Source organism: Acrocarpospora catenulata, assembly GCF_018476525.1.
GTDB classification, from domain to species: Bacteria; Actinomycetota; Actinomycetes; order Streptosporangiales; family Streptosporangiaceae; genus Acrocarpospora; species Acrocarpospora catenulata.
Genome location: NZ_JAHCST010000004.1, coordinates 22,863 through 46,218 on the forward strand (window position 1 = coordinate 22,863; position 23,356 = coordinate 46,218).

The 23,356-nt window shown below is 71.1% G+C and carries 17 protein-coding genes and 1 pseudogene; 6 read left to right on the top strand and 12 right to left on the bottom strand.

Going from position 1 to position 23,356, the window contains the following annotated elements:
- Nucleotides 1–4: 4 nt before the first annotated feature.
- The gene (locus tag KIP79_RS05335; RefSeq protein WP_214103531.1) at nucleotides 5–1,945 is read right to left on the bottom strand and encodes a phosphate ABC transporter substrate-binding protein PstS; all 1,941 of its coding nucleotides are present in this window, start codon (nucleotides 1,943–1,945) and stop codon (nucleotides 5–7) included.
- Nucleotides 1,946–2,088: 143 nt separating this feature from the next.
- Between KIP79_RS05335 and KIP79_RS05340 the strand changes: the two genes are divergently transcribed.
- Complete coding sequence (locus KIP79_RS05340) at nucleotides 2,089–3,336, top strand: RNA-guided endonuclease InsQ/TnpB family protein (RefSeq protein WP_214103532.1); 1,248 nt, start codon at nucleotides 2,089–2,091, stop codon at nucleotides 3,334–3,336.
- Here KIP79_RS05340 and KIP79_RS05345 read toward each other — a convergent pair.
- From KIP79_RS05345 to pstC, 3 genes are read right to left on the bottom strand one after another with little or no spacing between them, the layout of a single operon-like run.
- A complete protein-coding gene (locus KIP79_RS05345; RefSeq protein WP_372453530.1) occupies nucleotides 3,312–4,091 on the bottom strand; it encodes a phosphate ABC transporter ATP-binding protein in 780 nt (259 codons plus the stop codon). The two genes, KIP79_RS05340 and KIP79_RS05345, sit on opposite strands and share 25 nt — an antisense overlap.
- 47 nt (nucleotides 4,092–4,138) lie before the next feature.
- Nucleotides 4,139–5,278 carry a phosphate ABC transporter permease PstA gene (gene pstA / locus KIP79_RS05350; protein ID WP_214103533.1) on the bottom strand — a complete coding sequence of 380 codons (1,140 nt, stop codon included), beginning with the start codon at nucleotides 5,276–5,278 and terminating at the stop codon, nucleotides 4,139–4,141.
- On the bottom strand, nucleotides 5,278–6,288 hold the full coding sequence (gene pstC, locus KIP79_RS05355) for a phosphate ABC transporter permease subunit PstC (RefSeq protein ID WP_214103534.1): 1,011 nt from the start codon (nucleotides 6,286–6,288) through the stop codon (nucleotides 5,278–5,280). Before pstC ends, pstA begins: the two co-directional genes overlap by 1 nt.
- A 311-nt stretch (nucleotides 6,289–6,599) precedes the next feature.
- On the opposite strand from pstC, the gene KIP79_RS05360 reads away from it, so the two are divergent.
- From KIP79_RS05360 to KIP79_RS49995, 4 genes and pseudogenes are all read left to right on the top strand, one after another.
- Nucleotides 6,600–9,266, top strand: a complete 2,667-nt coding sequence (locus KIP79_RS05360; protein WP_214103535.1) for a substrate-binding domain-containing protein — start codon at nucleotides 6,600–6,602, stop codon at nucleotides 9,264–9,266.
- A complete protein-coding gene (locus tag KIP79_RS05365; protein WP_214103536.1) occupies nucleotides 9,263–10,783 on the top strand; it encodes a sortase in 1,521 nt (506 codons plus the stop codon). The genes KIP79_RS05360 and KIP79_RS05365 overlap by 4 nt, the downstream gene beginning before the upstream one ends.
- Nucleotides 10,784–10,792: 9 nt before the next feature.
- Nucleotides 10,793–13,045 carry a hypothetical protein gene (locus tag KIP79_RS05370; RefSeq protein WP_214103537.1) on the top strand — a complete coding sequence of 751 codons (2,253 nt, stop codon included), beginning with the start codon at nucleotides 10,793–10,795 and terminating at the stop codon, nucleotides 13,043–13,045.
- Nucleotides 13,046–13,473: 428 nt separating this feature from the next.
- Nucleotides 13,474–13,686 (top strand): annotated as a pseudogene (locus KIP79_RS49995) (DapH/DapD/GlmU-related protein); the annotation flags it as partial.
- Here the strand turns inward: KIP79_RS49995 and KIP79_RS05380 are convergent.
- Nucleotides 13,628–14,494: a sulfotransferase family protein gene (locus KIP79_RS05380; RefSeq protein WP_214103538.1), complete on the bottom strand. Its 867-nt coding sequence runs from the start codon at nucleotides 14,492–14,494 to the stop codon at nucleotides 13,628–13,630. The pseudogene KIP79_RS49995 and the gene KIP79_RS05380 sit on opposite strands and share 59 nt — an antisense overlap.
- 95 nt (nucleotides 14,495–14,589) lie before the next feature.
- Nucleotides 14,590–15,786 carry a type 2 periplasmic-binding domain-containing protein gene (locus tag KIP79_RS05385; protein WP_214103539.1) on the bottom strand — a complete coding sequence of 399 codons (1,197 nt, stop codon included), beginning with the start codon at nucleotides 15,784–15,786 and terminating at the stop codon, nucleotides 14,590–14,592.
- Nucleotides 15,787–16,005: 219 nt separating this feature from the next.
- Here KIP79_RS05385 and KIP79_RS05390 point away from each other — a divergent pair, with 219 nt between their 5' ends.
- Entirely contained in the window at nucleotides 16,006–16,380 is a 375-nt protein-coding gene (locus KIP79_RS05390; RefSeq protein ID WP_214103540.1) for a cupredoxin domain-containing protein, read from the top strand.
- Here KIP79_RS05390 and KIP79_RS05395 read toward each other — a convergent pair.
- From KIP79_RS05395 to KIP79_RS05420, 6 genes are read right to left on the bottom strand one after another with little or no spacing between them, the layout of a single operon-like run.
- Nucleotides 16,377–17,054, bottom strand: coding sequence for a class I SAM-dependent methyltransferase (locus tag KIP79_RS05395; protein WP_214103541.1), 678 nt, complete (start codon nucleotides 17,052–17,054; stop codon nucleotides 16,377–16,379). The two genes, KIP79_RS05390 and KIP79_RS05395, sit on opposite strands and share 4 nt — an antisense overlap.
- Entirely contained in the window at nucleotides 17,051–18,307 is a 1,257-nt protein-coding gene (locus KIP79_RS05400) for a glycosyltransferase (protein WP_214103542.1), read from the bottom strand. Before KIP79_RS05400 ends, KIP79_RS05395 begins: the two co-directional genes overlap by 4 nt.
- Complete coding sequence (locus KIP79_RS05405) at nucleotides 18,304–19,689, bottom strand: O-antigen ligase family protein (RefSeq protein ID WP_214103543.1); 1,386 nt, start codon at nucleotides 19,687–19,689, stop codon at nucleotides 18,304–18,306. The genes KIP79_RS05400 and KIP79_RS05405 overlap by 4 nt, the downstream gene beginning before the upstream one ends.
- Entirely contained in the window at nucleotides 19,686–21,104 is a 1,419-nt protein-coding gene (locus KIP79_RS05410) for a hypothetical protein (protein ID WP_214103544.1), read from the bottom strand. The genes KIP79_RS05405 and KIP79_RS05410 overlap by 4 nt, the downstream gene beginning before the upstream one ends.
- On the bottom strand, nucleotides 21,101–22,045 hold the full coding sequence (locus KIP79_RS05415; RefSeq protein WP_214103545.1) for a sulfotransferase: 945 nt from the start codon (nucleotides 22,043–22,045) through the stop codon (nucleotides 21,101–21,103). Before KIP79_RS05415 ends, KIP79_RS05410 begins: the two co-directional genes overlap by 4 nt.
- Nucleotides 22,024–23,244 (bottom strand): Ig-like domain-containing protein, encoded by a 1,221-nt coding sequence (locus KIP79_RS05420; RefSeq protein WP_214103546.1) that lies wholly within the window; start codon nucleotides 23,242–23,244, stop codon nucleotides 22,024–22,026. The genes KIP79_RS05415 and KIP79_RS05420 overlap by 22 nt, the downstream gene beginning before the upstream one ends.
- Nucleotides 23,245–23,356 lie beyond the last annotated feature (112 nt).

A 23,356-nucleotide genomic window follows, 5' to 3' on the forward strand; every position in this document is an offset into this window, starting at 1 on the left:
TCTTTCAGTGTTGGCGTCGGCGCAGGCGGGCCACGGTGCCGCCCAGGGCCGGGCCGAAGACCACGGCGATCAGGGCGAGCACGGTCGCGAGCAGCGTCCAGGGGGTGCTGGCGGCCTCGGCCACCTTCTTGACCTCGGTGGCGGCGCCGCCGGCCAGTTGCGGGTTGATGTTGGCGTTGCCGCCGCTGGTGCCGCCGGTGGTGTTGAGCGGGAGCACCTGGCCGTCCGGCGAGAGGGTGCCGATCGGCGTGCCGCTCGGGTCGGTCACCACCGTCCCGGTTCCGGAGCCGTCCCCCGTGCTCTGGTCGGTCGGCGTGCCATCCGGGCTGAGGGTCCCGTCGCCGCCGTTCCCGGTCGGGGAACCGTCGCCGCTCGATTTGCTGGGGCCGCCGTTCTGGTTGTTCTTCCCGGAGCCGTTGCCGGACCCCGAACCGGACCCCGAGCCGGAGTTGGAGGCGGACGGCGTGGGCGAGGACCCGTTTCCGCCACCACCGTTGTTATTACTGTTGTTGTTGTTATTGCTCGCCCCCGGCGACGGGCTGGCGCTGGGACTCGGCGAATTTCCGCCACCGTTGTTGTTATTATTGTTGTTACCGCTGTTGTTGTTATTGTTGTTATTATTATTGTTGTTGTTGGTGTTCGGCGGATTCTCCTCGATCGCCTTCTCGCCTTGCTCGCCGCACTTCTGGCCGTTCGGCAGACTCAGGCTCTTGTAGTACTCACCCCACTGGTTGCCGTTGGCGGGCAGGGTGGGATGGCCGGGCACCGAGGCGAGCGCCTGCAGGCCCTGGTTGATGAGCTCGGTCGGCAGCTGCGAGTAGCCGATCTGGTCGACGTTCTTCTGGCCCTCGGTGATCGCGTGCAGGGTGAACTTGCTGATCACCTCGCCCTTGGCGGCGTCGAACCCGTCGGTCGGCACGATGATGTAGTTGTAGCTGGAGATCGGGTACGCGTTGGGATGCGTGTGCGCGTACACGTCGGTCAGGTCGTAGGTGCCGTCATTCTTGCGGCGGGCGGCGGTCAGCGCGATGGCCTGGCTGCACGCGGTCGGCTCGGCGTAGTTGCCGGAGGCGTTCTTCAGCTTGACCACCGACAGACCGGCCTGGATGGCGAAGGCGTACTCGGCGTACCCGATGGCGCCCTTGCCCGCCTGCCCCTGCTGCACGGTGATGGCCACGGTGTCGGAGCCGCTCTTGTACTCCATGCCGGAGCCCCGGTTCTCCGGCCACTCGTCGGTCGCGCCGCAGGTGTTGCTCTGGCAGTCCTCCGACGGCGAGGCGGGCGGCAGCCCGGGGCAGCCCTCGCCCTTGGTGCAGCTGCCCTCCATGTAGCCACGCCACCGCTGCGGGTCCTGCTTGCTGAGGTACTCGGTGAACACCGACGTGGTCCCGGAACCGCCCTTGCGCACCACGGGGTAGATCGGGGCGTGCGGCAGCCGGGCCGCGATCTCCGGGTTCTCGTCCTTGATCCCCTGATCGTCCCAGAACATCTCCGCCTCGCCCCGGTACTGGTTGTAGTACGCGGCGGTGAAGATCTTCACCAGCAACGGCCCCGACAGCTTCAGCCCGCTGATCGACTGCCCGGCGTTGTCCTTGATGTTGTACATGACCGCCGTACCACCCCCGACCAGCGGCATGTACGTGTACGGAAAGTTCGGCACAGCCTCGGTCCCAAGCCCCTCAGGGAACCGGTAGGACACGTCACTGGAGGCGAAGTCCGCGTTCTCCTTCTTGGCGAAGCGATCCCGCCCCGCGGTGGACCCCACCTGCTGGTAGTTGATCGACAGCCCCTGCCGCCGCACGTCCACGATCCACTGCTGAATCGCCAGATACGCGAACGTCGACCCGGCCCCGTTCACGGTGGGCAGATCGGCACCACTCGCGGGCCCCGGACCGATCCCCACCAGGAAAAGGGCCATGAGGACCGCCACCAGAGCGCGGTTCATCGGTTGCTCCTTCGCTGGAGACCACGGGCTTCAGCCCTGAGGAGGAAAGCGAGCCCGCCGCGTAGCGGCGCAACGGACATCAACCCGCCGTAAAGGCGGAATAACGCTAAGCCAGTGCGGCTGTTCCCGCTAAGATCTCGACGGTGCGAACGGCGTACAAGTGCCGGGCCTACCCGACCCCCGAACAAGCCGCGGTGCTGAACCGCACCTTCGGTTGTGTGCGCGTGGTGTGGAACCAGACGCTCGCCTGGCGACACCGCCGCTGGCACGAGGAGCAGACCTCCACCAACATGCCGCAGGCCAACGCCTTCCTCACCCAGCTCAAGCGGACCGAGGAGTTCGCCTGGCTGAACGAGGTGTCCTCGGTGCCGTTGCAGCAGGTGCTGCGCACCCAGCAGCGCGCCTTCGCCAACTTCTTCGCCAAACGCGCCCGCTACCCGAGGTTCAAATCCCGGCGCGGCCGCCAGTCGGCCGAATACACACGATCGGGATTCCGCTGGCGCGACGGACACCTGTACCTGGCGAAAATGGACGCACCGCTGGAGTTCGTGTGGTCCTGGCCAGAGGTGGACCCGGCCGGCTTCACTCCGACGACGGTGACGATCTCCCGCGACCCGGACGGCCGCTGGTACGTCTCCCTGGCCGTGGAGACCGAGACCAGCCCTGAGTACCCCGAGTCGCTCCCGGCGGCGGGGGCGGCGGTCGGCATCGACCTCGGTGTGACCGACTTCGCCGTCTTGTCCACAGGGGAGAAGATCGCCAACCCGCGCCACCTGGAGCGCAGGGCGAAGAACCTGGCCCGTTACCAGCGCCGCATGGCCCGCAAGACGAAGGGGTCGAACAACCGGGCCAAGGCGAAGGCGAAGGTCGCCCGTGCCCACACCAAGATCCGTGAGGCCCGGCGGGATTTCCTGCACAAGACCAGTACCCGGCTGGTCCGCGACCACGACCTGATCGTGATCGAAGACCTCAACGTCAGGGGTATGCTCCGCAACCGGTCCCTGGCCAGGGCGATCTCCGGCTGTGGGTGGGGTGAGTTCCGCCGCCAACTGGAGTACAAGACCACCAGGTACGGCCGTCACCTGGTCGTGATCGACCGCTGGTACCCCAGCTCCAAGACATGCAGCGCGTGCGGGCACCTGCTCGCCGAACTGAGCCTCTCCACCCGGCACTGGTCGTGTCCGGGCTGCGGCACCCGGCATGACCGGGACGTCAACGCCGCCAAGAACATTCTGGCCGCTGGTCGAGCGGTGTCTGCCTGTGGAGGTGAGGTCAGACATCCGGGCAACCGGATGCGCTCGCCGGGGAAGCAGGAATCCAAACCGGCGACGGTTGGAATCCCCCAGCTTCGGCTGCGGGGAGGAAGTCAACCAAATCTCCCGTTCACGTAGTCGGCGGTGCGTGGGTCCTTGGGGGAACCGAAGATGAAGTCGGTGTCGCCCTGTTCGACGACCCGTCCGGGCTCGTCCTCGGCCGCCAGGAAGAACGCGCAGTGCTGGGAGACCCGCTGCGCCTGTTGCATGTTGTGGGTGACGATCACGATGGTGAGCTGGTCTTTGAGTTCGAGGATGGTTTCCTCGATGCGGCGGGTGGAGGTCGGGTCCAGGGCTGAGCAGGGCTCGTCCATGAGCAGGACGTCCGGCCGGACCGCCAGGGAGCGGGCGATGCACAGGCGCTGCTGCTGGCCGCCGGACAGGCCGCCCGCGGGGGCGCCGAGCCGGTTGCGTACCTCGTTCCAGAGGCCGGCGCGGCGGAGGCTCTCCTCGATGAGCTGTTCGCGGTTGGGGACCTTGCGGCCGGTCAGTTTCAGGCCCGCCAGCACGTTGTCGCCGATGGTCATGGCCGGGAACGGGTTGGGCTTCTGGAAGACCATGCCGATGCGCCGCCGTATCTCGGTGATGGGCAGCGCGGTGCCGTAGATGTCGTCGCCGTCCAGCAGCACGCTGCCGGCCAGGGTGGCGATCGGCACCAGTTCGTGCATGCGGTTGAGGATGCGCAGGAAGGTGGACTTGCCGCAGCCGGACGGGCCGATCAGCGCGGTCACCACCCCGGCGCGCATGTCGATGTCCACGTTCTCCAGCACCTTGCGGGCGCCGAACCAGGCCGACACGCCGACCCCGCGGAGCGTGCCGCCCGCCGGTTCCACGACGGGGGCGAACTCCTCCACTGCGGTCACTTCTGCGGTCGTTTCGGTCACTTCGCCGTCCCCTTCCGGCGCCGGCTCCGGCCCCCGGGACCCGCGCCGCCCGCCAGCCGCGCCAGTACGAAGAGCACCAGCACGAGGATGAGCAGGAGCAGCGCGCCGCCCCAGGCACGGTCGACGAAGGTTTGTTTGGAGCTTCTGATCTGGTTGAACACGAAAAGCGGGATGTTGTCCTGGTAGTCGGAGAACGGGTTGGTGTTGAGGATGTTGGTGCCGCCGACGGTGAGCAGCACCGGCGCGGTCTCCCCCACCACCCGGGCCATGCCGAGGATGACCGCGGTGGCCAGGCCCGCCCGCGCGGTCGGCAGCACCACCAGCAGCACGCTCCGCCAGTACGGCGAGCCCAGCGCCAGCGCCGCCTCCCGCAGGCTGCCCGGCACCACCCGGAGCACCTGCTCGGCCGCGATGGTCACGGTGGGCAGCATCAGGATGGTCAGCGCCAGGCTCCCGGCGAACCCGGAGAACCCCCACCCGGTACGGATCACCACGAGCGAGTAGATGAACAGCCCCGCCACGATGGACGGCAGCGCGGTCATCGCGTCGGCCACCAGCCGGGTGGGCCGGGCCAGCGGGCCGGCGATCTCGCTCAGGTAGACCGCGGTGAGCACACCGAGCGGCACCGCGATCAGGGTGGCGATGCCGAGCTGCTCCAGGGTGCCGACCAGCGAGTGCAGCAGGCCGCCGTCGGTGGCCTCCGAGAGCGGGCCGGTCAGCTCCATGGTCTCGGTCAGGAAGCCGAAGTCGACCACGGCCAGGCCGCGGACGGTCACGTACCCGACCACCAGGAAGATCGGCGAGAGGGCCAGCGCGGCGCCGGAGGCGATCAGGACGGTGGCCAGCCGGTCCTTGGCGGCGACCGGGCCGTGGCCGTCCCTGACGACCAGCCAGTAGACGGGCAGGGTCAGCACGTACCAGCCCACCACGAAGGCCACGCCCTGGATCCGGAACGGGAGCAGCCGGTCGAAGATCAGCCAGGTGAGCAGCAGCGCGGAGGCGGCGGAACCGGCGAACTCCCCGATGTCGGCCCAGCGCCAGGCCCGGGGGCGGCGGCGCGGCACCTGCCGGGCCGCGTCCGCCGGCTGGTCGGGCTTCGGGGCGGGCTTGGCGTCGAGAGCGCGGGTGGTGGCCATCACGCCGCCTTCGCGCGCTCGACCACCACGGCGGCCAGCAGGTTGATCACGATGGTCACCACGAAGAGCGAGAGCCCGGCCGCCATCAGCGCGCTCAGGCCCAGTTTCTGGGCGTCGAAGAACTCGACCGCGATGCCGCTGGCCACGGTGATGCCACCGGTCTCCAGGATCTGCGGCTTGATCTCGAACCGGATGTTGAGGATCAGCGTGGCCGCGATGGTCTCGCCGAGCGCCCGGCCCAGGCCGAGCATGGCGCCGCCGATGATGCCGGTCCGCCCGAACGGCAGGATGACCGTGGTGATCATGCCCCACCGGGTGCCGCCGAGGGCCAGCGCGCCCTCGCACTCGTGCCGGGGGGCCTGGGAGAGCACCTCGCGGATGATCGAGGTGGTGATCGGGATGCACATCAGCGCGACCACCAGGCCGGCGTTGAAGAGCGAGGAGCCGGTGGCGATGGCCCGCATGAACGGCAGGGTGCCGCCCAGCTGCTCGACCAGCCAGCCCTCGATCGGCTGGAGCCACGGCACCAGGAAGAACAGCCCCCAGAGCGCGAAGATGAGGCTGGGGATGGCGGCCATCAGGTCGACCAGCGAGGTGAGCGCGGCGCGCGCGGCGCGGGGGGCGTACTCGTTGATGAACACCGCGGTGGCGATGGCCAGCGGCACGGTCACCAGCATGGCCACCACCGCGGTGACGGCGGTGCCGAACATCATGGCGGCGACGCCGAACTCGGGGGTGGCCGCGTCGGGGTCCCAGCGCTGGGTGGTGAAGAAGCCGAACCCGGCGGTCTGGAACGCGGGCAGCGCCTCCAGGAACAGGAAGATGCCGATGAGCACGATGATCAGCAGCGTGATCCCGGCGCCCCCGGAGGCCACCACGCGGTAGAGGCGGTCGCTGGGACTGAGCCTCGCCTCGATCCGGCGCGGACCCTCCTCCGGCGTCTCCTCGGGTGCCTCTCCCAGGCCGAGGGCGGCCAGGCCGGTCTGTCCCTCGGAGTCTTTCGCTTCCACCGTGCTTCCCTTCGCGGGGCTTCCCCTCTAACGGGGACGCCCGTCGCAGGGGCTCCCTTTCGCGGGCATGTGACAGACGGAAGTGTCGCCATGGCGAGCTGTCCGAACTACCAATCCCGGGTTAACGAAAACCGGCGCGGCAATTGCCAGTCGTGGCGAATTCCGAGGTCAGGTGAATTCCGGCGGGCGGGGCATGTCCATGGCGCGACGTGCCAGTGAACACTCATGTGCGGGCCCCGGCGCCATTGCCGGGGAACCGGTCGACCGCTTTCCTTTTGGGGGGTTAATGCCATTTTCCAGTGGAGAGCATCGTGTTACGAGCGTCACGCAGGACCATCGCGGCCGTGGGGACGATCGCGATCGCCGCGGCCCTGCTGACTCTTTCCCCGCCGAAACCGACCAGCGCAAGCGTGGCCGCGGAACTTCCGGCCGTGGAGGTCTGGACCGCTCCGACCGGGGGCGTCCGGGCTGACGGCGCGGAAGTGGACCTTGAGCCCAACCAGCTGGTGACGGTCCGGTGGCGGAACTACGCCCCGAACAGTCCGGTCATGCTGACCCAGTGCATCAACCCGTCCCGGATGTACTACACGATCACCGGCCAGCTGCCGGTCTGGGACGACCGCAAGGGCTGCGCCCACCAGACCCGGGTACGCGGCGTGACCGGCCCCGACGGCACCGGCTCGGTGAGCTTCCCGGTCCGGGTGGGCATCATCGACCCCAGCGTGGTCTCCGAGTGGGAGAACGGCGGGCGCGCCGCCAACCTGGCGTTCCCGTGCAACGGGCAGAACAAGGGCCGGCCGCAGGAGACCACCTGCGCCATCGTGGTCAGCGAGTGCGAGTGGAGCCAGCCGCTCGACCTGTCTCCCGAGACCGCCCCGCCGACCGTGCGCACCCGCGCCACCGGCCCTGGCGACCCCTCCGGTACGGCGGTCGCCGCGATCAGCGGCCTGCTCCGTTTCAAGAACGACGCCGCCGGGGCTCCGATCAACACGCACGTCCCGCCGCTGGAACCTCCGCCGGTGCCCAAGCCGAGCGATCCGCCGCTGCCCGACCCGCCCACCACGCCCCGCCTGGGCGACCCGGTGAGCCTCTCCGGGAGCAGCAACATCGCGGCGGTGATGGAGCAGTGGACGGAGGCCGCGCTCCAGCTCCCCCAGCACGTGGACGTCTCGGTCACCCGTTCCACCTCGGAGTCGGGCCCCGCCAGCCTCAAGGCCGGGTTCGACAGCAACTTCGCGCGCGGCGCCGACTTCACCGTCACCAGCGTGCCCTTCGACGAGCTGGAGACCAGGGACAGCCCCGAGATCGCACCCAAGGTGGTGTACGCGCCGGTCTCGCTGACCGCGCTGGCCATCGCCAACAGCGCCGAGTACGCCGGGGCGATCGTCCGGGACGCCCGGATGGACGCCGACACGGTGGCCCGCATGCTCAACGGCGACTCCGGCGAGACCGCCACCCACGTGCCCAGCTGGGGCTGGCTCGGCATGCCCACCCGCCCGACCCTGCTCTCCACCCACAACCGCGGCTGCGAGCTGCCGCCCAAGAAGACCGTCAACCGCGGCGTACGGATCGGCCTGTCCGGCCAGAGCCAGCTGCTGTCCCGGTGGATGGGCGCCAACCTCACCTCCGAGCAGTACGACAAGCTCTTCGAGACCCCGGCGGGCAGCACCCGCCTGGTGCCGGTCTACCCCGGCTACAGCGGCTACATCTACGGCTGGGAGGCCAGCGAGCGGATCGCCAGCCGGTACGGCACGGTCAAGGACGACGACCCCAACGCCACCCGGGTCCGCGGCGAGACCGGCGGCTTCGGCTACGTGGACATCACCGAGGTGACCGCGCTGGCCAACCGCGGCTTCGCGCTGGGCGTGTCGCCGCTGAAGAACGCGGCCGGCAAGTACGTGTCTCCGGACGCGGCCTCCATCCTGGCCGGGTTCGGTCTGATGACGGAACGCCCGAACGGCATCAAGGTGCCCCGCTTCGACGGGACGACCGCGACCGGGGCGTACCCGATGCCGATGGTCCACTACCTGGCCATCCCGGCCAACAACGCCAACGGCACCAACTCGCTGCCCGCGGGCAAGCGGAAGGCGATCGCCGGGTTCCTCAGGTACGTGGTGGGCGACTCGGCGCAGGCCCAGGTGACCGCGCTGGGCGGGGCCGCCCTGCCGCAGGCGTTGCGGGCGCGGACGCTGGCCATCGCCGCGGACCTGGAGGCGGCCACCGACGCGACCACCCCCTCGCCCTCACCGTCGCCCAGCCCGACCACGTCCAGTACGCCGCCACCCGGGAACAACGACAATCCCCAGGAGAACGGGAATGGGAACGGCAACGGGAACGGCGGCGGTGGCGGGCCTCTTCAGGAGACCGGCGAGCGGCAGGCGCCGATCAACGACGCCGACATCATCGCCGGGGAGTCGCCGAAGCCGGTGACCGTGCGCGTCACCGTCACGCCCAGCCCGACCGCCTCCACTCGGCTCCCCGCCGCGTCCTCCGATCTGGGGGCACGGGACGACGCCGCCCGAGGGAACAGTGGAGACAGCGGGAGCAGCGGCGGAGGCTCAGGGAACTCGGGCGGCTCGGGGGACTCGGGCGGCAACCAGCCGGTCGCCGAGGATCCGGGGAATGTGCCGTCCGACCCTGCAGCCGCGGATCCGGGCGCGAGCCAGGAGCCCCTGCCGACCGCCACGAATTCCGAAGCGCCGGTCAGCCTCACCGACGACGGCAGTTCGGTGCGCGGGGGCACGATCCCGGCGGGCGCGGCCGTGCTGCCGCTGCCGGTACTGCTCCTGCTCGGGCTGCTCGGCGTCATGGTGGGCGGGTCCTGGCGGGGCTACCTGTACTGGCAGACGCTCCAGACCCGCCATAAGTCGGACCCGCAGACCCCGCAGACCCCGCAGACCGAGCAGGCGACCCAGGCGGCCCAGCCCATGCAGGCCACGCAGCCCATGCAGGCACCGGCCACGGGCACCCCGGCATGAGCGCCGGCGACCCCGCGCTGACGGCGGCGGTGGAGACGGCGGTTCGCACGATCGAACGCCTGGAGGCCACCGTCGACCGCGCCGCCAGCGGCCTGGCCCCGCACGAGCACGCCAACGCGCTGGTGATCGCGGGCTCGGCCTCGGTACTGCTCGGCCAGCTGGAACTGGCCGCGCCCCGGAACGACGAGTCCCTGCGCGAGCGCACCACCAGCCTGCGCAGCCGGTACGACAGCGCGCTGCTCCGGCTGGGCGGGGCTCCTGCCCCCGCGCCCTATCCGTATCCGGCGGTGGGGACGGCCTCCTGGGTCCAGGTGGCGCCCGGCCAGTTCGTGATGGCACCGGCGCAACCGCTCATGCCGTACCAGCTGACCCAGCCGATGATGGCCCCCCAGATGGCACCACCCGTGGGTCCCCAAACGGGGCCCACGATGACACCGCCCACCAGCCCCACAATGGCACCCCCCATGGGGCCCACGATGGCACCTCCCACGGGTCCCGGGATGGCACCCCCTATGGGTCCCGGAATGACGCCTCCCATGGGACCCGGGATGGGGCCCATGATGGCGTCCCCGATGGCGGTGCCCTTCCCGGGGGTCGGGGCGCCGCCGGTCAAGACGCGGCGGAAGTTGTCCGAGCGGATAGACGCGCTTCCGCCCGAGGCGCGCCGCGCGGGCAAGGCCGCCCTCAACGCGGTCGGCATCATGGGCGTGCTGCTGATCGCCTTCACCTTCTACGCGTCCTGGTTCGGCCACCTGATGTACGAGCGCAACCAGCGCATCATGCTGGACGCGCTCAACGACGACCTGACCGCCGCCGCCACGATCGCCGCCGCCCCCCAGGCCACCGACCGGGACCTCACCGCCATCCCCGAGCGCGGCAAGCCGATCGCCCTGCTGGAGATCCCCAAACTCGGCCTGCGCGAGGTGATCGTGCAGGGCACCGGCACCGCCGAACTGCGGGCGGCGGTGGGCCACTACCGGCCCAGCCCGATGCCGGGGCAGTCGGGCAACGCCGTACTGGCGGGGCACCGCAACCTGTACGGCAGCCCGTTCAGCCGCCTGGGCGAGATGGCCGCCGGGGACAAGATCGTGGCCACCACGCAGGAAGGCCAGTTCACCTTCACCGTCGAGCTGGTGGAGCAGGCCGGGACCGGCCGCGACGACTTCCTCGGCCAGGAGACCTTCGTCAACCGGCTGACCCTGCTGACCACGTCCGAGGACGCCGGTTCCGGCGGGCGGCTGGCGGTGGTCTCCCGGCTGGACGGTCAGCCGGCCTCGCTGAAGACCGTGGACCCCTCCCAGCCCAAGTCCGACGAACTCGGGCTGGGTCGGGACACCAGCGCCTGGGGGGCCGCGCTCGGCTGGGGCGGGCTGCTGCTGGCCCTGCTGGCGGGGACGATCCACCTCTACCGCATCTGGCGGCGCGCCTCCGCGTACCTGATCACGACGCCGCCGCTGCTGGCCGTCGGACTGCTCTGGTTCGAGGCGCTGGCCCGGCTGATCCCCTCGACGTACTGAGGCGTGCTCATGGCCGGGGCCGGTAACGCGATCAAGTCGCTGGCGGGGTTCGCCGACCAGGCGGTCGCGAGCGCCACCAACGTGGCGCTGACCATCGTGGTGGCCCGCCAGGTGGATCCGTGGACGCTGGGCGCGTTCGCGGTGGCGTACACGCTCTATCTGGTCGCGGTGGGGCTGTCGCGGGCGGTGGCCAGTGAGCCGCTGCTGGTCAGGTACAGCCACCTGCCGCCGCAGGCGCACCGGGACGGCGCGCGGGGGTCCACCGGGATGGCCGTCCTGATCGGTCTGGCCGGTGGGCTGGGCATGGCGGCGGTGGCACTGGCCGTGGGCGGGGCGATCGCCGAGGCGGTGGTGCCGCTCGGTCTCGCGCTGCCCGCGCTGCTGCTCAAGGACGCCTGGCGGTTCGTCTTCCTGGCCGCCGGGCGGCCGGGGCAGGCCATCGTCAACGACCTGGTCTGGGCGGGGGCGCAGGTGCTCTGCGTGGGCGGGGTGCTGGTGGCCGGGCTGGGCCAGGTCGGCTGGTTCGTGGCCGCCTGGGGGGTGTCGGCGCTGGTGGCCTGCGTGGCGGGAGCCGTACAGGCCGGGGTGGCGCCGGCGCCGTGGCGGGCCGGGCGGTGGCTGCGGGAGCACCGGGACCTGCTGCCCGGGTACACGGTGGACTTCGTGGCCCGGGCCGGGGGGCGGAACCTGACCCTGCTGGCGGTCGGCTGGGTGGGCGGGCTGCCCGCGCTGGCCGCGATCCGGGCGGCCGAGGTGCTCTTCGGCGGGCTGAACGTGGTGCTCCAGGCGGGGTACCTGGTGGCCATCCCACAGGCGGTCGGTGCGTACCGGCGGTCGGCGGCGGCGCTGCGGACGGCGGTGGCCGTGCAGTCGGGGCTGCTGGTGGTGCTCTCGCTCGGCTATTCGGCGGTGATCCTGCTGGTCCCGGACGGCTGGGGCCGCGCGCTGGTCGGGCAGAGCTGGTCCATCGCCGAAGAGGTGCTGCTCGCCCAGGCCCTGCTCTACACCGGCATCGCCGCGATCACCGGTCCGGTGGTCGGGCTGCGCGCGCTCGGCGACGCCCGGCGCAGCGCGGGGGTCCGGCTGCTGCTGGTGCCGCTCTACGTCGCGTCAAGCGTGGCGGGGGCCTACTTGGCGGGGGCGGCGGGCGCCGTCCTCGGTCTGGGGCTCGCCCACCTCGTCGGGCTGGTCCTGTGGATCGTCCAGTTCCGGTCTCTCCTCAACCCTCCACCTTCTCTGCAAGGAACCCCCATGGAACTCAACGAATACGGCCGGCGGCACCGCAGGATCCTGGCGCCGCTCATCCTGGTCCCGGTGGTCGCGGCGGCCGGTGGCCTGAGCTGGGCGATGATCCAGCCCACCGAATACCGGCACATCACCGAACTGCAGATCCCCGCCCCCTCCGACACGGCCAGCGCGGCCACCGCGGAGCAGAGCGTGGCCACCTTCCGCAGCCTGATCAACTCGCCCTCGGTGGTCAACGCGGTGTCCAGGGACACCGGCGTGGACGTGGCCGAGCTCCGGGCCGGGCTGAGCACCGAACGGCCGTCGGAGGACAAGGAGCGCGGCAACGTGGTCCAGGTCGTGTTCACCGGCAAGGACCAGGCGGTGGTCCCCAAGGTGACCAGCGTGGCCGCGGCCACCGCCGCCAACGAGTTGCTCGGCCCCAACATCGAGCGGGCCAAGGCCAACGTGGACGGCGCGCAGGCCGCCGCCGACGAGCGGGCCAAGGCGGTCTCCGACGCGATGGCGAGCGACGGCCTGGTGCCAGACCGGTACCGGGTGCTGATCGGCGAGATCACCCGGCTGAAGACCGAGCTGATCGCCCCCAACGGCAACCGGCGGCGCGGGGTGATCGCGCGGGCGCTGCGCGAGCGGGAGGCCGAGCAGAAGGCCATCGCCGCGGAGGTGGTGCCGTTCATGATGCTGCAGAACCGGGCCGACCAGGCCAACCGGTCGCTCATCGACACCACCGCCAAGCTCCGCGAGACCGAGGCGCGGCTGGCCCAGGCGCGGGCCTCCATCGTGCCGCTGACCACCGAGGCGGAGGCGATTCCCAAGGGCCCGGTGATGCTCCGGGCCGGGGCCATGGGCGCGGGTGTCGGCGCGCTGCTGGCCATCGTGGTGGTGGGCCTGCGCGAGATGCTCAGCCCCCGGCGGCGCGGCGACCACCGGGACGACCGCGACGACCAGGACGGCCGGGACGCTCTCGACGCCGGCGACACCACGGCGGCGCACCGGCTGCCCTCGCGGGTGGTCTGAGCGTGTACCTGGCGCTGGTCCGGCGCTGGTACCGGGCCTGGCGGCTGGTCGGCATCGGCTGCTGGACGCTGCTGTTCCGGGTGCGGTACGCGCCGTTCGTGCGCATGCACGCGACCAGCAGCGTCTGGGGGCCGGTCAAACTGCGGCCGTTCTGGTTCAGGGACGGCCGGCTCCGGGCGGACATGCTCCGGGTCGAGCTGGGGCCGCGCGCCCACCTGGAGGGGTCGGTGATCATCCAGGGCGGCGGGCGGTTCACGCTGGGGGCGCGCTCCTTCGTGGGGAGCCTGTCGGTGATCGGCGTCAACGACGCGGTGCTGGTCGGGGCGGACGTGATGATCGCGCAGGCGGTGTCCATCCGGGACACCGACCACCGGGCCGGGCCCGCGGACACGCCCATGCTCTGGCAGGGCATCGAGACGGCCGGCGTGGTCATCGAGGACGACGTGTGGATCGGCCACGGGGCCACCGTGCTGCGCGGGGTGCGGATCGGCCGGGGGGCGATCGTGGCCGCCGGGGCCGTGGTCACCCGGGACGTGCCGCCCGGCGCTGTGGTGGGCGGGGTGCCCGCCCGGGTGCTCCGGGTCAGATCGGATAGCCCCGGGCTTCCAGATGGCCTCGGAGCGCGCCCGTCAGCAGGCTGAGCTGGTCGCGGGTGAGATCGCGGGTGTAGGCGTCCGCCCGGGAGCCGGAGAAGGAGTGGCGGGCGAAGCCGCGCTCGAAGGCGGGGGTCCAGGGCAGGCCGAGGAACTCCAGCATGACCTCGAACTGTTTGCGGGGGTTGTCCAGCACGTCCTCGTACCTGATCTCCAGCCAGTCGCCTGAGCCGGCCTCGTCGTAGGCGTCCAGCAGGAGTTTCCAGGCCAGGCCGGCCAGCAGTACCTGGGAGCGTCCGGCGGCCTCCCACTCCTGGGCGTACGCGGCGGGCAGCGGGCCGAAGTGCCAGCCGGACGGGCCGAGGTGGCCGCGCCACCAGGGCATCTGGAGGAACGAGTTGGCCACGGCGCGGCCGTCCCTGACCACGTGCAGGACCTTGGCCTCGGGGAAGACCGCGCGCAGCAGTCCGGTGCGTGGCCAGCCGGTGAACTTGTGCAGGTAGTGCGGTGCCCCCTCGGCGGTGGCGCGGCTCTCGAAGAACGCGCGGAGACGGGCGGCCAGCCACGGGGTGACATCGGCGGCGCGCAGGTCCCGCTCGGGGTCCACGAGCAGCGGGCCGACCTCCCTGGCCAGGGCGCGGTAGCCCTCGGAGGGCGCGAAGCGGAGCCGTCCCTTGGTGGTGAACCGGGGCGGGGTACGGCGGTAGAGCACGCCGCTGCGACGGCGGAGCGCGCCGGGGAGGCGGGGGTAGCGGTCGTCCAGGTTGGAGACGAAGCCGACGTCGGGGTGGCGGGCCAGCACCTCGTGGACCAGCGTGGAACCGCACCGGCCGGTGCCCACGACGAAGCTCAGCACAGGGTCTCCTCACGGACAGGGCACGAACAGGGGTAGCCGGGCCCGGCGTGGCGCGCCGGGCCCGGCTTCGATCAATCGGCTTCAGCCGATCGGCCTTAGTTGAAGTTCACGGAGTTGCACTTGTTGCCGGTCGGGTTGACCTTGACGAAGCCCGCGTCCGTGATGACCTTGTCGACCGCCAGGCCCCAGTTGCGGTCAACGTTCCCGTTGGCCTGGCCAGGGTTGGTGTCGCCGTTCTTCTTGCTGTGCAGCGCGTTCGGCTTGCAGATCCAGCCGTTGATGCCGACGTAGCCCTCGATCCAGCCGGGGCCGCCGCGGCGCAGCACGTTGTACAGCGTGCGGTTGTACTGGTAGGTGCCGTTCTGGATGGTGGTCGGGGTGGGCGCGATGCCACCCACGTTGAGCAGAGCGGTGTCGGTCAGGCTGCAGGCGGCGGCACCGGTGGACCACTTGCCGAAGGAGATCGGCCAGAGCGAGGCGCCCCGGGCGGCCGGCAGCAGGTTGTTGATGTCGGTGCAGTCGTTCTCGAACAGGACCTGGCCACCGGTGGCCGCGACGCACGCGTTGGCGTCACCGCCGAGGAAGGAGCTGATGGTGGCGTAGGTGCCCGAGCTGGTCTGGATGCCGTTCACGATGATCTTGACGCCGGGGGTGCCGCCGTAGTTGCCCCAGTCCTCCTGGCAACCGTTGCCGGACACGTCCCGGAAGATCTCCTGGAGCTGCGCGTGGGTCAGGTTGGTCACCGGACCGGAGGCGCCGCCGCTCCACTTGACGATGCCGATGGCGTCCTTGGCCCAGCCGACGTACTGGAGCTGGTCCCCGGCGTTGCACTGGGAGGGGATGCTGCTGACCGAGGACGAGGAGCGCGCGTAGCTGACCGGAGACACCCCGGCCAGCCCGTCGTTCTGCTGGCAGAGCTGGCGCAGACCGGCAGAGGACCCCTGCGGGAACTGGCTGATGGCCACCTCGTGGTCGTAGTTCTCGGTCAACACGGTGGTGGCGGGCTGGGTCGCCAGGCAGGTGTACTGCGGCGTCGCAGGAGGCACCACCATCTCGCAGCCGGGCGAGCCGTTGAACAGCGCGTCCATGGCCTGCATGGCGAAGAAGGTGGTGTCGGAACCCGACCCACGGATGACGCTGTTCATCTTGCCGTCGGCGAAGTCCGGCAGCGCCGCCAGGGCGGCGGGGGTGGCGAGCGCGGTCACGGTGGCCGCGGCGACCGCCACGGCGCCGACACGCCGGGCCAGGCGGCGGAACCGCCCCTGGGTGCCTGGCTGGATTTCGGTGGACATGGAACCCTCTATCCTCTCGGGCCATACTGACACCCGTTGATATTGTTCAGCGATCCGCCCATAGCCAACAAACCCGAAACGACGGATAGGGAAACGGATACCCGACTTCTAGGCGACATTTCGGAACTACCGGATTGATGTTGCTTTTTGGGGTCTGTTTACCGTTATGGCATTTCCTGGCAGCCCCCCGGGCACCTGCACTGCCGACACTGCCATGCCATGAGAAAGCTCTTGGTCGTCGGTACGGCTCTCGCCGTCGCGACCGCCTGCGCCACCAAAACCCCCGAGCCCACCCCCACGGAGACCACCGTCAACCGCGAGGCCGCCTTCGGCCATGAAGTGCGGATAACCGGCGACGGAGTGGTGCCGCGACGACTGGTCTCGGGTGTCGGCGAGGAGGTCTCCTGGCGGAACGAGTCGGGCACCCCGGTGACCGTGAAGCTGATCGACGGGACCCCGCCGTCGGGCGCGCTGAAACCCGGCGAGGTATTCACGCACACCTTCGAAACCGCCGGGACTTTCGCCTACAAACTGGATGCGGAAAAGGACCCCGTCGGTATCGTCGAGGTCCTGCCGCACGCCCCGGCCAACTAGTCGCGGACCGCGATGAGCGATTTTCTGAGCCCGAAGAGTCGCTCGGAGAGATGCTCGGAGCCGGGAAAGTAATAACGCATCAGGGTTCGGGTCATCAGCTCGATCTCCAGCACCTTCGGCAGCGCCTCCGCCCGGGTCCGCGGCCGTACTCCCCCGGACAGCGGCCACCTCGCGGCGATGGCGATCTGCACCGGCAGCGGCAGGAACTGGAACATCGGGAACAGCCAGTGCGGCTCCAGCGGGAAGTACTGGTACGGCGCCTGCACCCAGTGCCGCTCCGCCAGCCGGTGCACGCTCTCGGCGAACCGCAGCCGGCGTTCGTGGCCGCCCACGTGCTCGATCACCGAGTTGGAGAAGACCAGGTCGAAGGTGCGGCCGGCCAGGTTGGACGGCAGCTCGCAGGCGTCCCCGAGCTGCACGGTGATCCAGTCGGGCGGCTCGTCCACCGGCGGCTCGATGTTGAGCAGGTGCACGTGGGCCGGCCGGGCCGGGGCCCTGGTCCAGGTGCGGACCGAGCCGCCGAGGTCGATCACCTCCATGTCCGGCAGGTCGGGGAAGCGCTCAAGCAGCAGGTTGAAGCGGCGGGTGCGCAGCTTGGTGTTGACCGAGTCGGGGCGGCCGATGAACCGCTGGCGGATCCGCCGCCCCAGGTCGGGGGCCTGATCGATGCTCATGACGCCTTCTCGGCCTGCCGGTTGCGGGTGAGCCTGGCCGCCTCCAGGTAGAACTCGCGCAGGCGGTTGGTGTGCCCTTCCGGCAGGAACCTGCGCATGGCCAGGGAGCGCGCGGCCTGGCCCATCGCCAGCGCGCCCTTCGGGTCGCGGATCAGGGCCAGCGCGGCGGAGGCCAGTTCCATCGGCACGTCGGCCGCGATCAGGCGGCCGGTCGCGCCGTCGGTGACCAGCTCGGGGATGCCGCCCATGGAGGTGCCGATCACCGGGACGCCGCAGGAGAACGCCTCCAGGATGGTCATCGGCTGGTTCTCGTACCAGCGGGAGGGCAGCACCAGGGCGATGGCCGAGCGCATCAGGTCCAGCACCGCCTCGCGGGGCTGCCGTCCGACGAAGGTGACCCGGCCGGGGGCGACCTGCTCGGCCAGCGTCTCCAGGGCCCGCCGCTCCGGGCCGTCCCCGGCGACGACCAGGCGGCCCTGGGCGCCGAGCAGGCCGACCGCGCGGATGGCGGTGTCCACGCCCTTGCCCTGGTGGAGCCGCCCGGCGTACAGGAGCGGTCCACCCGGCTCGGTCTTGGGTGTGGTGGCGTACGGGTCGCCGAAGTTGTCCAGCACCTGGAGCCGGTCGGCGTAGATCCCGGCCCTGGTCAGCTGGCCGGCCAGGAACTTGCTGGGGCTGATGAAGACGTTGACCGGGTCGTAGGCGCCGAACCTGCGGTGCAGCCAGGTCTCGGTGGCCACGGCCAGGCTGGCGGCCAGCGAGTCGTCCTTGCACCGGCGGCGGATCGGCTCACCCAGACCGCCGTCCACGCAGGCGGTGCAGATCTGGCCGTGGTCCAGGAAGGAGTAGGACGGGCAGGCCAGCTTGTAGTCGTGCAGCGTCATGACCATCGGCACCCCGGCGTCGCGGAGCGCGGCCACCACCGACGGGGAGAGCTGGTGGTAGATGTTGTGCAGGTGGGCGACGTCCGGCTGGAACTCCGCCACCAGCTTGGCCATCCCACGCCGCGCGCTGGTCGACCAGACCATGCGCCCAACCCCGCGCAGCTTGGAGATGGGCCCCCGCGGCATCGGATTCATGTCCAGAAATTTCGGGAAATAGCGGTCGTGGCCGGTGGGCAGGTTCTCGGGGTGGGCCATGCCGAAGAAGGCCACCTGGTCGCCCCGCCTGGCCTGGAGCTCGGCCAGGTCCAGCATGTACGACTCCGCCCCGCCCCGGCGGTACAGGAACTTGTTGACGTGCAGGATCCTCATCTGGTCACCGACCCGCCGCGCCACAAGGCGATCCCGGCGAACACCGCGAAGTACCACATGACCACCACAGAGGTCATGGCGTTGTCGGAGATCGCGGAGACCAGCAGCGCGGCCGTGCACCCGGCGAACGCCACCGCGCACCCCCGTTCAAGCCCGCCGTCGGGACGGGTGGCGCGGAGCGCGCGATAGGCGGTGACCACCAGCGCGGCCAGCAGCCCCAGGTAGGTGACCAGGCCGAGCAGCCCGCTCTCCACCAGGGCGCGCAGGTAGTCGTTGTGCACCTCCTTGTAGATGAGCAGCCGGGTGGTGCCGAGACCGGTGCCGGTGATCGGGTTGAGCCCGAGCAGGTCGAGCGCCTGCCCCCAGTGGTCGAAGCGCCAGACCAGCGAGTTGGCCTCCAGGCCGCCCTCGGTCCGGGTCTCGGTCAGGTCGGCGAACCGGGCCACCACGCCGGGCACCGCGATCACCACCGCCACCACCAGCGCGAACAGCCCGAGCAGCAGCCGCCGGTTCTGCAGCAGCCCGACCACCACCAGACCGGCCAGCGCCGCGATCATGGCCCCGCGCGCGCCGCTGCCCAGCAGCGCCACGCCGGTCAGCGCCAGCACCGCCGCGATGCCGATCCTGGCCCGCGTCGCCACATGTGGGAAGATCGCCACTCCGGCGACGATCAGCACGTAGCAGAACATACCCAGCGCGTTCGGGTGCCAGAAGGTGCCGTGCGGGCGGAGCGAGCCGTTCAGCTCGACCAGCCCCTCCCCGGTCAGCAACTGCTGGATGGTGACCAGCGCCGGCAGCACGGCGGCGGCGAAGACCGCGACCAGCAGGCCCGGCAGGCGGGCCGGGTCCTCGGCCACCAGCCGGGCCACCACGAAGATCATGATGAGCACGGCGCCGATCCGGACCACCTCCCCCAGGCTGGTGTTCAGGTAGAGCGAGCCCAGCGTGCTGAGCAGGCAGGCCACCAGGAACGCGCCGGCGGCGACCGGAAGCAGGGGCTGGGACGCCCCCGCCGTCCGGCGGCCCTGGGCGACCAGCCAGGCCAGCCCCGCCACCAGGAAGAGCGCGCCCAGCATGGAGGACGGGTCGAGCCAGCTGGCGGCGGTCTCCCCGCCACCGGAGGGACTGATGGACCCGGCGAGCTTGGTGGCGTCGAGGCTGGCCCGCACCCCGAGCACGATGAGGACGAAGACGTAGAACCGGGTCAGCGCGACGACGCCGAGCGCCAGGCTGAGCGCGACGGCCACCGGGATGACCACGGTCGCCCTCGACTCCCCCGAGGCGAAGGCGATGCCGCTGTAGACGGCGAGCACGGCCGCCGCCACGAAGACGGCGGTCCAGCCGGCGCCCGCACGCGTGGGCCCGGCCAGGGTGAGACTCATGGGGACTCCAGCCACCGCTTGGCGCGGTCGAAGGGGGTGGGCAGGGTGACGAGCAACGGATCGGGCCCCACTTGGAGCGGTCCCGACCCCCAGATCCTGGGCTCCCCCGAGGGCAGCGCGACGACCTCGGCCGCGCCCACCGGCTCGCCGAAGGCGAGCGGGACCACGGCGCCGTCGACGCTCCACACGACGAACACGGTGCGGTCGCCCAGGTCGACCGCGCCGCCGTCCACCCCCCGCTTGCCGAGTGGCCGCCACTCGCCGGTCGCGGTGTGCGCTCTGAGCTGGTCGAACACCGTCTTGGCCGGGCGCGCCCTGTCGTCGGCGCCGTACAGGCCGCGCCAGGTCTCGTTGGGCGCGATGGCGCCGGGACGGTAGTACAGCGGCAGGTACACGACCCGGCGCACGCCCGCCGCCAGCAGGGTGACCACCAGCTTGGCGGTCTCCGCGCCGTGGGTGCGCTCGTCGTAGTCGGGGCCCGGCCAGAACGTGCCGACCTCCCACGCCTCCACCTTGACGGTGCCGGGCAGGCCGCGGCGCACGTAGTCGAGGACCTCGGGCAGCAGCGCCCACGGGTCGTAGTAGTGCAGCTGGTAGACGTCGAAGACGCCGCCTTCGACGAGTTCTCGCACTGCCTGGTGGGCGGCCAGCGTGCGCTGCCCGGCCGGGGAGTCGAAGGCGGCGCGCAGCGCGTCCAGGTCGGGGGCGGCGGGGAAGCGGCCGGTGCCGCGCCGGGCGTAGTAGGCGGTGTAGAGGCGCAGCGCTTCGGCCGGGCGGGCGCCGAGGTCGTAGGCGCGGGCCACCGCGATGCCGTAGCTGGAGCTGGACAGGCCAGGGTCGGTGACGGTCGCGGTGGGGTCCGCGCGGCGCACGGCCTGCGCGCCCGCGCGGCCGATCTTCGCGTACGTCGCCGGGTCGTCCGCCCAGAAGTTCGCCGCGTCGATCTCGTTCTCGATGGCGTACTGGTGCACGCCCATGGCCGCGTACCGGCGGACCAGGTCGTCCACGAACGCCTGGTAGGCGGTTAGGTCGGCGGGCGGGCGGGAGGCGGCGGCCCGGGGTCTGGGGTCGGCGGGGTCGCCGGTGGCCCAGCAGGTGCCGATCCTGATCCGGATCATCACGTGGTAGCGCACGGTGAGCAGGCCGGTGACCACCCGGTCGTCCAGCGTCCAGTCGCGGGCGCCCGCCACGGGTTCGACCGCGCACCAGACGATGTCGTGGAAGGTGGCGCCGCCCGCGTACGCGCCGATGTCGGCGTCGTACCGGGGCGGGTGCTGGTAGCCGTCCCACTTCAGGCCGAACGGGTTGCTCCCGGCGACCTTCGGGGACGGGCGCGGAGGTTCGGGGGTGGTGGTCGCGCAGGCCGTGCCGAGCAGGGCCAGTGCGAGGGCGGCCGTGCGGAGTGCGCGGTTCACCGGGCCCTCCCGTAGCCGTACCAGGTGCGGACCGGGTAGGTGGCGTACTCGACCAGGGCCCGGTCCCGGCGGGGGAGCGCGTGGGACCACTCGTCGTCGAGACGGAGTTCGACCTCGCCGCTCTGGTGGCGGCCGACGTTGCCGGCCACGGTGTGGGTGGGGCTCATCTTGACCGTCGAATCTCCGATCAGCGGGAGTTCGGGATCGGTGATCCCGGCCAGCGCGGCGGCGGCGCGCAGCCACCTGGCCGGGTCCTCGATGAGGTCCTCGTAGCGGACGAGCAGGTACCGGCCGGGGTCGCCCGCCCAGCTGCCCCTGGCCGCCAGGTTGCCGAGGTTCCACATGATCGACGTGGTGAGCACCGGGCGGGTGCGCATGGCGTCCGGTCCTGTGCCGGTCTTCTCGCGGCGCCAGGACCAGGCCACCGCCCTGGGGTCGCGGACCAGGTGGAGCACGCGGAGCTCGACACCGGGGAGCTCGTCGAGCAGCCGGCCGTACGCGACGGGTTTGGTGGAGTCGACGATGACGCGGCGGCCGGAGACGGCCGCGGCGGCGTGGATCAGCCGGGCCAGGATCTCCCGGTACTCCGGGGGTTCGGCCGGGAGGCGGCCGCGCAGCCAGAGCGCGGCCACGTCGCGGCCCCGGGAGGTGGCGCTGTGGAAACGCGCCAGGCGCGCCACGTCCTGTTCGCCGGGGCCGCCGGGGCCGAAGACCTCTCGCAGGATCTCCCGCCAGACCGGACAGGTCCTGACCTGGCTGCCGCAGCCGCACCTGCCTTCCTGGCGCAGGCCGCGGTCCCACAGGTAGCCGAGCTCGCCCGCGTCGAAACAGTCGTCGAGCTGGCCGAGCAGGCTACCGAAGAGGGTGCTGCCGCTCCGTCCGGTCCCGGCGATGTGCAGGACGACGGGCGACGCGGGACTTACTTGCACACCCACTGCCATTTCGATCGTTGGTAGACCCAGGCGCAGACCGGCTTGAGCTTGTAGGTCACCGTCGGAGTAGGCGCGGGCTTCGGGGTGGGCTTCGAAGTCGGTGTCGGCGTGGGCGTCTGGGTGGGGGTGGGCGACGGGGTGGGCGTGGGCGGTGCCACGGCCGTCACCACTCGCCATGGCTTGTCCTGGTCCACCAGTCCCACCCGGTCGATCGCGGCGATCTGCACCACGAACGCCCCCAGCGCCGGCGGCTGGAAGGTGTACGACCAGGAGGTGGTCGGGGACCCGGGACGGTCCACCGGGAGTTCCACCCGGGTGAACGCGCCCCAGGTGCCGTCCGGCCGCAGCCAGGAACGGGTGGTCTGGTCCTGTACGGCGAGCCAGAGCCCACTCACCCCGTAGTCGTCGGTGGCGCTGCCGCTCAGCGTGACGGGGGTGTTGAGCGGGGTGCTCACGTCGGTCGCGGCGGGCGCGGCGATCACGGTGCGCGGCGGGGTGTTGTCGACGTTGATCCGCCGGAACGGAATGGCGGCGTCGGGGTTGCCCGCCTTGTCGAGGACCACGACCTGGAGGGAGAACTGCCCCGCGCGCGGCGGTGTCCAGGTGAACTGCCAGTTGGCGGTCTTCTCGCCGGTGGCGGTGAGCTGGGTCGGGTACCGGTGGTAGTCACCGAAGGTGCCGTCCGGCCGGTACCACTGGCCGGTGACGCGGTCGCTCACCGCGAAGCCGACCTCGCCGATCTTGCGGTCGTCGGTGGCCCAGCCGCTGAAGGTGAGCGGGCGGACGCCGAACACCTCGTCGTTGATCGACGGCTGGTTGAAGTCCGCGTGCGGTGGCACGTTGTCGACCGTGAACGAGCGCCAGGCCGAGGTGATCGAGCCGTCGGCGTCCTTGGCGAAGACGGTCACGCCGTAGTCGCCGGGGGCCGACGGCGTCCAGTCGTACGCCCAAGCGGCGGAAACCCCCGGGGTGATGGTGACCGGGACCCGGGCGAACGCGCCCCAGGTGCCGTCGAGATGCCACCACAGCAGCGTGGATCGGTCCTGGATGCCGAGCCAGACTTCGACGACGCCGACGTCGTCGGTGGCCGTGCCGCGCAGCGCGACCGGACCGGGCTTCACGAAGGCCCCCGCGGCCGGTTCGCTCATCGCGACGGCGGGCGCCGCCGCCGCCGCGGGCTGCGCCGCCAGCACGGAGGCCAGCAACATCCCGGTAATAAAGAGAGGGGTGGTCGAGGACGGTTTCATCAGACCCCCGCCAGGTCATGAGTATTGCTATATCCATTGGGTCTGATATTTATACCTGGGGATTAGCTTATGA

Excerpts from the sequence above, each read along its gene's own strand:
- KIP79_RS05335 (WP_214103531.1), bottom strand. The coding sequence starts at position 1,945 with ATGAACCGCGCTCTGGTGGCGGTCCTCATGGCCCTTTTCCTGGTGGGG.
- pstA (WP_214103533.1), bottom strand. The coding sequence starts at position 5,278 with ATGGCCACCACCCGCGCTCTCGACGCCAAGCCCGCCCCGAAGCCCGAC.
- KIP79_RS05365 (WP_214103536.1), top strand. The coding sequence starts at position 9,263 with ATGAGCGCCGGCGACCCCGCGCTGACGGCGGCGGTGGAGACGGCGGTT.
- KIP79_RS05370 (WP_214103537.1), top strand. The coding sequence starts at position 10,793 with ATGGCCGGGGCCGGTAACGCGATCAAGTCGCTGGCGGGGTTCGCCGAC.
- KIP79_RS05385 (WP_214103539.1), bottom strand. The coding sequence starts at position 15,786 with ATGTCCACCGAAATCCAGCCAGGCACCCAGGGGCGGTTCCGCCGCCTG.
- KIP79_RS05390 (WP_214103540.1), top strand. The coding sequence starts at position 16,006 with ATGAGAAAGCTCTTGGTCGTCGGTACGGCTCTCGCCGTCGCGACCGCC.
- KIP79_RS05395 (WP_214103541.1), bottom strand. The coding sequence starts at position 17,054 with ATGAGCATCGATCAGGCCCCCGACCTGGGGCGGCGGATCCGCCAGCGG.
- KIP79_RS05400 (WP_214103542.1), bottom strand. The coding sequence starts at position 18,307 with ATGAGGATCCTGCACGTCAACAAGTTCCTGTACCGCCGGGGCGGGGCG.
- KIP79_RS05405 (WP_214103543.1), bottom strand. The coding sequence starts at position 19,689 with ATGAGTCTCACCCTGGCCGGGCCCACGCGTGCGGGCGCCGGCTGGACC.
- KIP79_RS05415 (WP_214103545.1), bottom strand. The coding sequence starts at position 22,045 with ATGGCAGTGGGTGTGCAAGTAAGTCCCGCGTCGCCCGTCGTCCTGCAC.
- KIP79_RS05420 (WP_214103546.1), bottom strand. The coding sequence starts at position 23,244 with ATGTTGCTGGCCTCCGTGCTGGCGGCGCAGCCCGCGGCGGCGGCGGCG.